The 11,894-nt window shown below is 71.9% G+C and carries 13 protein-coding genes; 9 read left to right on the top strand and 4 right to left on the bottom strand.

What is annotated here, in order from left to right; genetic code table 11:
• The first annotated feature begins 99 nt into the window (after positions 1 to 99).
• The 6 genes from ACFC96_RS11610 to ACFC96_RS11585 all read left to right on the top strand — a co-directional run bounded on the left by ACFC96_RS11610 (position 100) and on the right by ACFC96_RS11585 (position 5,550).
• Positions 100 to 936, top strand: coding sequence for a crotonase/enoyl-CoA hydratase family protein (locus ACFC96_RS11610; RefSeq protein ID WP_376611700.1), 837 nt, complete (start codon positions 100 to 102; stop codon positions 934 to 936).
• A gap of 28 nt (positions 937 to 964) precedes the next feature.
• Positions 965 to 1,912, top strand: coding sequence for a Zn-ribbon domain-containing OB-fold protein (locus ACFC96_RS11605; protein ID WP_376611698.1), 948 nt, complete (start codon positions 965 to 967; stop codon positions 1,910 to 1,912).
• Positions 1,913 to 2,959, top strand: coding sequence for a thiolase domain-containing protein (locus ACFC96_RS11600; RefSeq protein ID WP_376611696.1), 1,047 nt, complete (start codon positions 1,913 to 1,915; stop codon positions 2,957 to 2,959).
• Complete coding sequence (locus tag ACFC96_RS11595) at positions 2,956 to 4,143, top strand: thiolase domain-containing protein (protein WP_376253335.1); 1,188 nt, start codon at positions 2,956 to 2,958, stop codon at positions 4,141 to 4,143. The genes ACFC96_RS11600 and ACFC96_RS11595 overlap by 4 nt, the downstream gene beginning before the upstream one ends.
• Before the next feature lie 82 nt (positions 4,144 to 4,225).
• Entirely contained in the window at positions 4,226 to 4,468 is a 243-nt protein-coding gene (locus ACFC96_RS11590; RefSeq protein WP_376253336.1) for a DUF397 domain-containing protein, read from the top strand.
• 167 nt (positions 4,469 to 4,635) lie between these two features.
• Positions 4,636 to 5,550 carry a universal stress protein gene (locus tag ACFC96_RS11585; RefSeq protein ID WP_376611694.1) on the top strand — a complete coding sequence of 305 codons (915 nt, stop codon included), beginning with the start codon at positions 4,636 to 4,638 and terminating at the stop codon, positions 5,548 to 5,550.
• Between the two features lie 15 nt (positions 5,551 to 5,565).
• On the opposite strand, the gene ACFC96_RS11580 is transcribed toward ACFC96_RS11585, so the two are convergent.
• Positions 5,566 to 6,276 (bottom strand): leucine-rich repeat domain-containing protein, encoded by a 711-nt coding sequence (locus ACFC96_RS11580; protein WP_376253342.1) that lies wholly within the window; start codon positions 6,274 to 6,276, stop codon positions 5,566 to 5,568.
• 75 nt (positions 6,277 to 6,351) lie between these two features.
• Here ACFC96_RS11580 and ACFC96_RS11575 point away from each other — a divergent pair, with 75 nt between their 5' ends.
• Positions 6,352 to 6,975 carry a CGNR zinc finger domain-containing protein gene (locus ACFC96_RS11575; RefSeq protein ID WP_340459005.1) on the top strand — a complete coding sequence of 208 codons (624 nt, stop codon included), beginning with the start codon at positions 6,352 to 6,354 and terminating at the stop codon, positions 6,973 to 6,975.
• A gap of 208 nt (positions 6,976 to 7,183) precedes the next feature.
• A complete protein-coding gene (locus ACFC96_RS11570; protein ID WP_340459004.1) occupies positions 7,184 to 7,684 on the top strand; it encodes a hypothetical protein in 501 nt (166 codons plus the stop codon).
• A gap of 68 nt (positions 7,685 to 7,752) precedes the next feature.
• On the opposite strand, the gene ACFC96_RS11565 is transcribed toward ACFC96_RS11570, so the two are convergent.
• Both ACFC96_RS11565 and ACFC96_RS11560 read right to left on the bottom strand, forming a co-directional pair.
• A complete protein-coding gene (locus tag ACFC96_RS11565; RefSeq protein ID WP_376253348.1) occupies positions 7,753 to 9,735 on the bottom strand; it encodes an N-acetylmuramoyl-L-alanine amidase in 1,983 nt (660 codons plus the stop codon).
• A 317-nt stretch (positions 9,736 to 10,052) separates the two neighbouring features.
• A complete protein-coding gene (locus ACFC96_RS11560; protein WP_340459003.1) occupies positions 10,053 to 10,388 on the bottom strand; it encodes an ROK family protein in 336 nt (111 codons plus the stop codon).
• Between the two features lie 20 nt (positions 10,389 to 10,408).
• Here ACFC96_RS11560 and ACFC96_RS11555 point away from each other — a divergent pair, with 20 nt between their 5' ends.
• Positions 10,409 to 10,591, top strand: coding sequence for a carbohydrate-binding protein (locus ACFC96_RS11555; protein WP_376611692.1), 183 nt, complete (start codon positions 10,409 to 10,411; stop codon positions 10,589 to 10,591).
• 70 nt (positions 10,592 to 10,661) lie between these two features.
• On the opposite strand, the gene ACFC96_RS11550 is transcribed toward ACFC96_RS11555, so the two are convergent.
• On the bottom strand, positions 10,662 to 11,840 hold the full coding sequence (locus ACFC96_RS11550; protein WP_340459001.1) for an aminoglycoside phosphotransferase family protein: 1,179 nt from the start codon (positions 11,838 to 11,840) through the stop codon (positions 10,662 to 10,664).
• Between the last annotated feature and the right edge of the window lie 54 nt (positions 11,841 to 11,894).

Below are 11,894 nucleotides of genomic sequence, written 5' to 3'. Positions count from 1 at the left end.
GTCAGAAAACTCTTGAACTGGCCACCCGCCTACTGCAACCTGTTCTCGCATCCGAGACGTACGCGGCAGCCGAGACGCATCCGAGACGGGAGTACGGCCATGGATGGCACGGAACACGACGAGGGGCACGGGGCGGGTCACGGCACGGAACACCTCACGGTGCGGCGCGAGGGCGCCACCCTCGTCCTCACCCTCAACAGGCCCGAGGCCAAGAACGCGCTCTCCCTGCCGATGCTGGTCGGCCTCTACGACGGATGGGTCGCCGCCGACGAGGACGACTCGGTCCGGTCGATCGTCCTGACCGGCGCGGGCGGCACGTTCTGCGCGGGCATGGACCTCAAGGCCCTGGCCGGCAAGGGGATGGAGGGCGAGCAGTACCGGGACCGGCTCAAGGCCGACCCGGAGCTCCACTGGAAGGCGATGCTGCGCCACCACCGCCCCCGCAAACCTGTGATCGCCGCTGTCGAGGGCCACTGCGTGGCGGGCGGCACGGAGATCCTCCAGGGCACCGACATCCGCGTCGCCGCCGAGACCGCGACCTTCGGCCTCTCCGAGGTCAAGCGCGCCCTCTTCCCGATCGGCGGTTCCACGGTGCGCCTTCAGCGGCAGATCCCGCGCACCCACGCCCTGGAGATGCTGCTGACCGGCAGGCACTACAGCGCGGCCGAGGCCCTCTCCATCGGGCTCATCGGCAGTGTCGTCCCGGCCGGCGCCGCGCTCGACAAGGCCCTGGAGGTCGCCGAGCAGGTCAACGCCTGCGGCCCGCTCGCGGTGGAGGCGGTGAAGGCCTCGGTGTACGAGACCGCCGAGATGACCGAGACCGACGGCCTCAAGTCCGAACTGGAGCGTGGCTGGCCGATCTTCGCCACCGAGGACGCGAAGGAAGGCCCCAGGGCCTTCGCCGAGAAGCGCCCGGCCGTCTACCGGCGCGCGTGAAGCCCTCCGACCGTCAAGGAGTCATGAAGTGCCCGAAGTCCTCAAAGCCCCGCTCGTCGTCGAGTTCCCCTTCACCCGCTCGCTCGGTCCCGTCCAGAGCGCCTTCCTGACGGGCCTGCGCGAACGCACCGTCCTCGGCGTGAAGACCACCGACGGCAAGGTCATGGTCCCGCCCGTCGAGTACGACCCCGTCACCGCCGACGAGCTCCGCGACCTCGTCGAGGTCGAGCCCACCGGCACCGTCACCACCTGGGCCTGGAACCCCGAACCCCGCCGAGGCCAGCCCCTCGACGCCCCCTTCGCCTGGGTCCTGGTCAAGTTCGACGGCGCGGACACCGCCCTCCTGCACGCCCTCGACGCCCCCGGCCCCGACGCCGTGACCAGCGGCATGCGCGTCCGCGTCCGCTGGGCCGCCGAACGCACCGGCGCCATCACCGACATCGCCTGCTTCGAGCCGTACGAGGGAGCGGCGGCGGACACCGAGCCCGCCACGCACGACGGACAGTTCGACGACGCGGTCGGCGGGATCGTCGCCGCGGCCCGTCTCGACTACGTGTACTCGCCGGGACGCGCCCAGACCGCCTACATCAACGCCCTCGCCGACCGCCGCACCGTCGGCGAACGCTGCCCGTCCTGCCGCAAGGTCTACGTACCGCCGCGCGGCGCCTGCCCCACCTGCGGCGTCGCCACGACCGACCGGGTCGAGGTGGGCCCGGCCGGCACCGTCACCACCTTCTGCATCGTCAACGTCAAGGCCAAGAACCTCGACATCGAACTGCCCTACGTCTACGCCCACATCGCGCTCGACGGCGCCGACCTCGCGCTGCACGGCCGCATCGCCGGCATCCCCTACGACCAGGTGCGGATGGGTCTCAGGGTCGAGCCCGTCTGGACGGAGGGCGGGCGCTACCCCGACCACTACCGGCCCACCGGCGAACCGGACGCCGACTACGACACGTACAAGGAGCTGGTGTAGATGCGAGAGGTAGCGATCGTCGCCTTCGCGCAGAGCGACCATCTGCGCACCACCGACGAACTCTCCGAGGTCGACATGGTGATGCCGGTGCTGCACCAGGTGCTGGCGCAGACCGGCCTGAGGACCAGCGACATCGGTTTCACCTGCTCCGGCTCCTCCGACTATCTCGCGGGCCGCGCGTTCTCCTTCACGATGACCCTCGACGGCGTGGGCGCCTGGCCGCCCATCTCCGAGTCCCACGTGGAGATGGACGGGGCCTGGGCGATGTACGAGGCCTGGGTGAAGCTCCTCACCGGCGAGGTCGACACGGCGCTCGTCTACTCGTACGGCAAGTCCTCTCCCGGCTCCGTGCGCGATGTGCTCACCCGCCAGCTCGACCCGTACTACGTGGCCCCTTTGTGGCCGGACTCGGTCGCGCTCGCCGCACTCCAGGCGCAGGCCCTGATCGACGCGGGGGAGACCGATGAGCCCGCCCTCGCCGCCATCGCCGCCCGGAGCCGGGAGTCCGCATCCTCCAACTCCCACGCACAGGTGAAGGGTTCGGTGCCGCAGGGCGACTACGAGGTGCGGCCCCTGCGCACGGGCGACTGCCCGCCGATCGGTGACGGCGCTGTCGCCGTGATCCTGGCCGCCGGTGACAAGGCCCGCGAACTGTGCGAGCGGCCCGCCTGGATCCGCGGCATGGACCACCGCATCGAGGCGCACAGCCTCGGCGTACGCGACCTCACCGACTCCCCGTCCGCGCGGCTGGCCGCAGAGCGGGCGGGCGCCTTCGAAAGGCCCGTGGACACCGCGGAGCTGCACGCCCCGTTCACCTCGCAGGAGGTCGTCCTGCGCAAGGCGCTGAAGCTCGGTGACGGCGTGAGCGTGAACCCCTCCGGCGGCGCGCTCGCCGCCAACCCGCTCATGGCCGCGGGTCTGCTGCGGATCGGCGAGGCCGCCGCCCGTATCCACCGCGGTGAGTCCGACCGGGCCCTCGCGCACGCCACCTCCGGCCCCTGCCTCCAGCAGAACCTGGTCGCCGTCCTGGAAGGAGACGCCCGATGAGCAGTACGGGGCACGCCACGCACAAGGAACCCGTGGCCGTCGTCGGCATCGGCCAGACCAAGCACGTCGCGGCCCGCAAGGACGTCTCGATCGCCGGACTCGTCCGGGAGGCAGCGCAACGTGCGCTGGAGGACGCCCAGTTGACGTGGGCCGACATCGACGCAGTGGTGATCGGCAAGGCGCCCGACTTCTTCGAGGGCGTCATGATGCCCGAGCTGTATCTCGCGGACGCCCTCGGCGCGGTGGGCAAACCGATGCTCCGGGTGCACACGGCGGGCTCGGTCGGCGGCTCCACCGCCCTCGTCGCCTCCAACCTCGTGGCGTCCCGGGTCCACAGGACCGTCCTCACCCTCGCCTTCGAAAAGCAGTCCGAGTCCAACGCGATGTGGGGCCTGTCCCTGCCGATCCCCTTCACGCAGCCGCTGCTCGCCGGCGCGGGCGGATTCTTCGCCCCGCACGTTCGCGCCTACATGCGGCGCACCGGAGCGCCCGACCACGTCGGCTCCCTGGTCGCGTACAAGGACCGGCGCAACGCGCTGAAGAACCCCTACGCGCATCTGCACGAGCACGGCATCACCCTGGAGAAGGTCCAGTCCTCGCCGATGCTGTGGGACCCGGTCCGCTACTCCGAGACCTGCCCGTCCTCCGACGGCGCGTGCGCCATGATCCTCACCGACCGTGCGGGCGCCGCCCGTTCACCCCAGCCTCCGGCCTGGATGCACGGTGGCGCGATGCGCAGCGAGCCGACCATGTTCGCGGGCAAGGACTTCGTCTCGCCGCAGGCCGGGAAGGACTGTGCGGCCGACGTCTACCGGCAGGCAGGTGTCGTCGACCCGCGTCGCGAGATCGATGCCGTCGAGATGTACGTGCCGTTCTCCTGGTACGAGCCCATGTGGCTGGAGAACCTCGGCTTCGCCGACGAGGGCGGGGGCTGGAAGCTCACGGAATCGGGCGTCACGGAACTCGACGGCGACCTCCCCGTCAACATGTCGGGCGGCGTCCTGTCCACCAATCCCATCGGCGCCTCCGGCATGATCCGCTTCGCGGAGGCCGCGCTCCAGGTCCGCGGGCAGGCCGGGGAACACCAGGTCGACGGTGCCCGCAAGGTCCTCGGGCATGCCTACGGGGGCGGCTCGCAGTTCTTCTCCATGTGGCTCGTGGGGGCGCAGCCGCCCACGTCCTGAACGGCTCGCCGCCGCGGCCTGTCCGCCGCGCGGGCCGATCGCTAGGCTGGCGGGCGGACGACGAACCGGGAGGAGCACGGACGTGGCCGAAAGCACCATCGAGGAGCACACGCTCGCGGGTTGGGAGAAGCCGGACCTTGATCTGAGTGCCGCGGACTGGCATTCGAGCAGCAAGGGGCGGGGCGACGTCCAGATCGCCTTCGTCGAAGGCTTCATCGCGATGCGCAACGGCGGCAGCCCCCAGAATCCGTCCCTGATCTTCACGCCCGCGGAATGGGGGGCGTTCGTGCTGGGGGCACGCGAGGGGGAGTTCGACCTGACCTGAGCCTCGCCCACCTGACCCGGGCCGCGGTCAGGTGACGTTTCCGGCTTTTCCGGCGACATGTGACGTTCGGCCCTGCCCCTCGGTCCCGGTGTGCGCGAGGCTGGGGGCAGGAACAGTCGCTCTTGCCGGGGCCCGTCGACACCGTGCCCCGGTGTCGGAGGTTGGACATGAGTACCCCGCGCCCCCTGCCCGTCGTGGCCGCCGTCGACGGATCCGAGGACAGTCTGCGTGCCCTGGAGTGGGCGCTGACGGAAGCGGGTAGGCGCGGGGCGCCCGTGCGCATCGCGCATGTGCGCCAGAACGGCCCCTGGACTCGGCACGGGGCACCGGCGTCCGGCTCGCCGGAGCCCGCCGGTGACGCGGTCCTCGACGAGGTGCGTGCCACTCTCACCGGTCGAGGCGGTCTGCCACCGGTCGCATACGTGACCTTGGAGGGCGCCCCGGCGACGGTCCTGGCCGAACTCGGCTCCGAGGCACAGCTGTTGGTCCTCGGCTCGCGGGGGCGCGGCGGCTTCGCCAGCCTGCTGCTCGGTTCGAACGGTGTGGCCGCGGCGCGGGACGCCGCCTGTCCCGTCGTCGTGGTGCCCAGGCCCGGACGAGCCGTGCACGGTGACAGCGACGCACCGCCCGGACCGCGCGTGGTCGTCGGCGTCGACGTGGACGAGCCCGACGACAGCCTCCTCGCCTTCGCCTTCGAGGAGGCCCGTCGTGGCGGGGCGCGGCTCCAGGTGATCGCGGCGTTCCCGTGGCCGGTGCTCGCCTGGACGACCTTCGGCGATTTCACGCCCACGACCGTCGACCAGGAAGCGGCCGAGAGCGAGACCCTGACCCTGTTGAACGCCGCCGTGGCGCCCTTCCGCAAGGCGCACCCCGACGTCGAGGTCGACCTGTACGTGGCGCCGGGCGACGCGGCCGGTCACCTCGTCGAGAACTCCCGCGAGGCCGACCTCGTGGTCGTGGGCCGTCACCGGCGCCGCCTCACGCGCCCCGCGCCGATGCTCGGCACGGTGACGATGGCGGTGCTCCTGCACGCGGCGAGCCCGGTCGCGGTGGTGCCGCCGGCGCCCGAGGGCATGCCGTAGAAGATCGCTGGTGGCTCAGTACAGGACCGCGCACCCTCGCGCCGTGAGTGCCTCCAGCAGCGCGGGCGCCACGCGCAGGTCGTTCCACCTGAGGTCCAGCTTCTCCAGCGCGGGCAGCGAGGCGATCCAGTCGGGCAGCTCGCGCAGCCGGTTGGACCGCAGGTCGAGCCGGCGCAGGAGCGGAAGGCCGCGCAGGGATCCGGGCACCTCGGTGAGGGCGTTCTCCCGCAGTTCGAGTTCCCGCAGCTCACGCAGGTGCCGCACGGAATCGGGGAGGGCGGTGAGCCGGTTGCCGCGCAGCCACAGTTCGCGCAGCGCCCCCAGGCCGCCGATCGGTGCGGGGAGCCGGGTGAGGGCGGCGTGCTGCGCGCGCAGCTCCACGAGGCCCGTCATCGAGCCGATCGACTCGGGGAGAGCGGCGAGCGGATTCTCGCCGACGTTCAGATAGGCCAGCCTCGAGAGCCTGCCGAGCGATTCCGGCAGCGCGGTGAGCTCGTTGTCGTGCAGGTAGAGGAACCGGGTCAGGCCCGTCAGGTCGCCGAGCGTGTCCGGGACCGAGGTGAGGCGGTTGTGCCCGAGATCGAGGGTGTGCAGATGGGGGAGCGACCCGATGCGGTGGGGAATTCTGGTGAGCGCGTTGTCGGGCAGGAGGAGAACCTCGAGGCGGGGGTGATCCCACACCTCGTCCGGCACGTCGCTCAGACCCGCCCGCCAGTACGAGAGCACCGCCGGCCTCCCCTCGGAGATCTGGAATCTCCGCCCGCACGTCTAATGGATGCGCGGGACCTTATCATTAGCACCATGCGTGACATCAGCACGGGCCCGCACGCCACACCGCTCGCCCTGGACCTCGCCCTCACCATCCGCCACGACGGGCACGGCGGTGTCGCCGACGACCTCGAGCGGCCCGAAGCGCTGACGGCCTGGGTGCGGGAGCACGCCGACGCGCTGCCGGACACCGCCGGTTTCGAAGCGGACGCGACGGCGCTCGCCGAGGTGCGCGAGGTGCGGGCCGCCGTCCGCGCCCTGTTCGCCCACGCCGTGCGCCCCTGCGAGCCGAGCCCGGCGGACGCCCACCGGCTGCTCCCCGTGAGCGAGGCGGTGCGGCGGCTCAACGCGGCGGCGGCGCTCGCCCCGACCGTCCCCGTCCTCACCTGGGACGACGGCTCCACCCCTCTCGTGCGCCAGGAGGCACGCCCCTCCGCGCCCGCGTCCGACCTGCTCACGGCGGCCCTGGCCCGCGCCGCGGTCGGCTTCCTCGCCGGCGACGACCGCGAGCGGCTGCGCGCCTGCCACGCACCGCGTTGTGTGCGCTACTTCCTCAAGGACCATCCCCGTCAGGAATGGTGCAAGCCGTCCTGCGGCAACCGTGCCCGGGTCGCCCGCCACCACGAGCGGCACCGCGCGGAGGCCGTACGGGACTGAAGTCGTCATGGGCGTGAGCTTGTTGACCGAGATCATCGCCGTGCGCCCGGGCCGTCGCCCCTGGCAGGTTGCCCCCTCGTGAGCAGACCGGACCGTCCGGGCGGGAACCCGCGGCGCCCCGGGAACCGACCGTGCCGGGCCGCCGGGGACCCCGTCGGGGCCGTGGCCCCCGCACCGCGGAGCGCCCCGGTGCACGTACCATTGCGGCATGTCCTTCCTCCGCCGACGCAGCTCCGCCACACCCGCGGGTCCTGACTTCGATGTCCTCGCCATGGACCCGGGTGACTGGCCGGGCAATCTCGGCGCGGGCCTGCTGCCCGCCCCCGACGGCAGCTGCCAGGGCGTCTTCCTGCGCTACGACCTCTTCGGCGGCCGCGGCCCCGCGATGATCATCGGGAACCTGCCCGAGGGCTCCTCGGCCCGCGAGACCGCCGAGGGCGAGATCCCCTTCGAGGTCGCCCAGCTCCTCCTCGCGCTGGAGAACGACGAGGAGGTCACCGTCGTCAGCACCGAGGACGACCCGGTGATGCAGGGCGACAACCTCCTCATCGTGCGCCGCCTCAAGCTCTCCGAGAGCCGGATCTCCTGCGTGCAGTTCGACCGCAGCGACAACGTCCTCGTGACCATCGCGGCCTGGGACCGGCCCATCACGGACGACCTCTACGCGCTTTTGAAGCCGCTGCCCCCGGAGCTGTTCCAGCAGGGCTGAGCCATGAGAACCGGCCGGGCCCGGACCTGCCCCCACGGCAGTTCCGGGCCCGGCCGAGTCATGTGGGCTCAGGCGCCCGACGGCAACACCTGCACGTCGGCGGCGCGCACGTACGCCACCCGCTGACCGAACTGGATCTCGTAGTAGACGTCCTTGCCGCGCACCACGCGGTGCGACGTCGTGTCGAACGTCGGCGAGTAGAAGTACTCACCGGTCGTCCTGCCACCCGTGACGTACCGCTGCCCCGCGAGCAGCTTGTACGGCAGCGGGGAGACCGTCTGCGGGGTGATGTCCGCCGGGTACGCCTCCTTCTCGGGGTAGGCGCGCCCGTACACCGGGACGTCGGTGCGGCCGGCCTTCGGGGCGACGACCAGACCCGCCGCGTTCACGGCCGTGGGCTGCTTCTTCGGGTTCTTGAACCAGGCCTTCTGGCCGAGGTACCAGACCGCCGTCCAGTCGCCCTTGCGCTCCGCGACCGCGTACTGCTGGCCGGTCGACAGGCGTGCGCCCGTGTCGTTCACGTCGGTCGTGGAGTCCTCGCCGCCGGGCCGCAGCCCGATGTCCTTGATCAGCGGGGCGTCCTCGCTGGGCGCGGTGTACACCCGTACGGCGCCGGAGCCGTGCGTGGCGCAGGTCTCGCCCGCCTTGACGCAGCCCGTGTACACGGGCTGGTTCCTGGCGTAGTCGGGGGCCACGGTCACGAGGCCGCCCTTCGCGCCGGCGGTCGCCTTGAACGGCTTGCCCATCAGCGCGAAGTAGTGCGCCCAGTCCCAGTACGGGCCCGGGTCCGTGTGCATGGACTTGATCCCGGACGTGGTCGTCCCCGGCACGTTGTCATGGCCGAGGATGTGCTGCCGGTCCAGCGGGATGTCGTACTTCTTCGCCAGGTACTTCACCAGGCGCGACGACGCGCGGTACATCTCTTCCGTGTACCAGGAGTCCGGCGCGGCGAGGAATCCCTCGTGCTCCAGGCCCAGGGACTTGGCGTTGACGTACCAGTTGCCCGCGTGCCAGCCGACGTCCTTGGCCTTCACGTGCTGGGCGATGTGCCCGTCCGTGGAGCGCAGCGAGTAGTGCCAGGCCAGATACGTCTTGTCCTGGACCAGCTGGAGCGTCGTGTCCCACGTCGCCTCGGTGTCGTGGATGACGATGTAGTCGATGCTCTGGTCGTTCGGCCGGTCGGCGAGGTCGTGGTTGCCGTAGTCGCCGTCCCCGAACTCCTCGTAGGGCGCCGGGATCCACTCGCACGACACGGTCGGCGGGCACTCGGTTCCGCTCTCGTCGGACTTCCGCAGGCCCATGCTCCGCACCTGCGCCGCGTCGGGCTTCAGGCTGCGATCGGCCGCGAGCTCCACGCGCTGCCCGGCGTCCGTGGTGCGCCGCTCGCCGTCGTGGATCACGGCGAACACGTCGTTCGCGTACGTCGCGGCCGTGGCGGTGTCGTCGGCCCCGGAGAACTTCGCGATCGCCCCGTACCAGTCGGCAGGGTCGGAGCTGAGGGGCTTGCCGAGGGCCTTCTGCGCCGCGGCGAGCAGGGCGGCGCCGCCACGCACATTGGCCGCGGGGTCGGAGCGCAGCTGTTCGGCGGGGATGCCACTGAGCTCTGCGGCACGCGGCAACGACTTGAGACGGGCCGGGAGTTGGGAGTTCTGCGGCACCTTCGTCTTCGGGGTGAGCGCGGGCCGTGAGGTGTCCCCGCGCGGATCGCCCTCGGCCTCGCTGCGCGCGACCGCACCGGCGAGCGCGGCGCGGGCGTCCGTGAGGTGCATGGGGCCGTAGCCGCCGGTGACGCTGGGCGCGCCGCCGTGCGTGTCCCACCGGGACTGGAGGTAGGAGACGCCGAGCAGGACACTCTGGGGCACCCGGTACTCGGCCGCCGCGGTCGCGAACGCGTGCTGGAGCCCCGCGTCCGACGCCTGGGCCTCGCTCGGAGGCGCGGCCCCGAGGAGGGGGAGAAGCAGGGCCGCCGTCGCGAGCGTTCCTGCCGCCCGGGCCGCCTGGTTCGTGCGTCTGCGGGCGGCCGGCGAGCGGTCGCTGGTGGTCGAGGGCAAAACGGCCTCCTGGGAACGGTCCTGGGACATGTGAGCTCGACGGGTGCGGGAGCGATCGTGGGTCAGTGGTATCGGCTTGCCGACGATCCGTCAATCATGCTCAGGGAAAGGGATTTCCCATGTCAGCGCCCGTTCGGCGGGCTTTCTCCGGGGAGGCCTCACCGCCTGCGGTGCTTCAGTGGAATGGACCAATGACAGTTCGCGGAGAGTGGGGCCGTCGTCTCGGCCTGCGGGAGGGCGCCGCGTACTCCGGCGCGTACTCCACCTGATCGGGGGATCGGCCGGGCGGGTGTTGCCCGGCGGCCGGCCCGGCCTCGTCAGCGCGGCGATGCGCCCGCGAGGACGCGGTCCACCTGCTCCGGCGAGAGAGCGTGCTCGATCGCCAGGATGGCCGCGCCGACCACGGCCGCGTCGGCTCCGGTGCGGCTCGGCTCGATGCGCAGGACATGGGTGGCCAGCGGGTGGGAGCGGCGGTACACGGCCTCCCGTACGCCCGCCAGGAGTTGGTCGTGGACGGCCGCCAACGCGCCGCCGACCACCACCGTGTCCGGGTTGAAGAAGTTCACCAGACCCGCGAGGACCTCGCCGACCGCGCGCCCCGCCTCACGCACCATCCGTACGGCGTCACGGTTGCCGGACTTCACCAGGCGCACGACGTCGCGGCTCGACGCGAGTGTCGAACGGCAAGCCCCTGGCCACCACACCCGTCCCGAACACCGGTGACTGGGACACCTACCAGGCCACACCCGCCGCCCCGGTGGACACATTGACCGGCACCCACAAGCTGTACCTCGTGTTCAAGTCCCCGCAGGACAACTCGTTCGACATGGACGCCGTGCAGTTCAGCAACCCCTAGCCCCGGAGGTGAGTACACACGGGAATCCGCGGTGCGCCGCTGTCCTGGCGCACCGCGGATTCCCGTCCCCTCAGCGAGTGCCGACCGCCGCACGCACGGCCCGGCGGGCCAGCTGGCAGTCGTCGTGCAGCCGCCTCAGCAGGAGGCGCTGTTCCTCGCCGGACGGCGCAGCACCGTGCGGGGCCGTGCCCGATGCCGCCGGGGTCGTGTCGTGCATCGAACGCTGCACGGCCGTCTCGTACGTCCGGATCTCCCGCGTCAGTACGAGCATCAGGTTCACCAGGAACGCGTCCCGCGCGGCGGGCCCGCCGGACTGCGCGAGCTGACTGATCTGACGCCGCGCCACCGGCGCGTCACCCAGCACCGACCACAGGGTCGCCAGGTCGTATCCCGGCAGGTACCAGCCCGCGTGCTCCCAGTCCACGAGCACGGGGCCCGCGGGGGACAGCAGGACGTTCGAGAGCAGGGCGTCCCCGTGACAGAACTGGCCCATGCCCTGGCGGCCCGCCGAGTGCGCGATGCCGTGCAGCAGCTTCTGCAGATCGCCCATGTCCCGGTCGGTGAGCAGACCGAGGTCGTGATAGCGGGAGATCCGGTCCGCGTAGTCGAGCGGCGCGTTGAACGTGCCGGCCGGCGGACGCCAGAGGTTGAGCCGGCAGATCGCGCTGAGCGCGGCCCGCACGTCCGCCCGGGGCGGTGCCTCGGCCGGGTGCCGCTGCAGGGCGGCGACCCGGCCGGGCATCCGCTCGATCACCAGCGTGCAGTTGTCGGGGTCCGCGGCGATCAGCCGCGGCACCCGGACCGGTGGCCGGTGCCGGACGAACGAGCGGTACGCCGCTATCTCGTGGCGGATCCGCTCGGCCCACACGGGGGAGTGGTCCACTAAACACTTGGCGACGGCGGTGCTGCGCCCTGTGGTGCCGACGAGCAGCACGGACCGTCCACTGCGGCGCAGCACCTGCACCGGATTGAACTCCGGGCAGATCCGGTGCACCGAGGCGATCGCCGTGCGCAGCTGCGCGCCCTGGGGGCCGGACAAGTCGAGTCTCCCGCTGAGCGGTTGGGTGCCGAGCCCCGGGAGGCGCCTGGTCCGACCGGAGCCGAGCGCTGCGGTCGCAGGTCGCGCGGGGTCGAGGTAGGGGCCGCTGCCCGCCGTCGGGGCCTCCCCGGCGCGGCCGTTGCCGCGAGCCGGGGGCCGGGCGTAGAGCGGCCGGGGCGGGGCGGACACGGAGGACGATGCTGCGTACATGGGCGAACAGATCCCTTCGTGTGCCTGCGAGTTGCCTGCGCCCACCCGCCCCGG

The organism is Streptomyces sp. NPDC055955 (assembly GCF_042270245.1).
In the GTDB taxonomy this organism is placed as follows: domain Bacteria; phylum Actinomycetota; class Actinomycetes; order Streptomycetales; family Streptomycetaceae; genus Streptomyces.
The sequence above is the reverse complement of the archived record's forward strand: the minus strand, read 5'-3'. Positions and strand labels throughout refer to the sequence as shown.

What these genes read in the sequence shown, in the direction of transcription:
- ACFC96_RS11585 (WP_376611694.1), top strand. Translation starts at nt 4,636, where the DNA reads ATGAGTACCCCGCGCCCCCTGCCCGTCGTGGCCGCCGTCGACGGATCC.
- ACFC96_RS11600 (WP_376611696.1), top strand. Translation starts at nt 1,913, where the DNA reads ATGCGAGAGGTAGCGATCGTCGCCTTCGCGCAGAGCGACCATCTGCGC.
- ACFC96_RS11550 (WP_340459001.1), bottom strand. Translation starts at nt 11,840, where the DNA reads ATGTACGCAGCATCGTCCTCCGTGTCCGCCCCGCCCCGGCCGCTCTAC.
- ACFC96_RS11610 (WP_376611700.1), top strand. Translation starts at nt 100, where the DNA reads ATGGATGGCACGGAACACGACGAGGGGCACGGGGCGGGTCACGGCACG.
- ACFC96_RS11570 (WP_340459004.1), top strand. Translation starts at nt 7,184, where the DNA reads ATGTCCTTCCTCCGCCGACGCAGCTCCGCCACACCCGCGGGTCCTGAC.
- ACFC96_RS11575 (WP_340459005.1), top strand. Translation starts at nt 6,352, where the DNA reads ATGCGTGACATCAGCACGGGCCCGCACGCCACACCGCTCGCCCTGGAC.
- ACFC96_RS11595 (WP_376253335.1), top strand. Translation starts at nt 2,956, where the DNA reads ATGAGCAGTACGGGGCACGCCACGCACAAGGAACCCGTGGCCGTCGTC.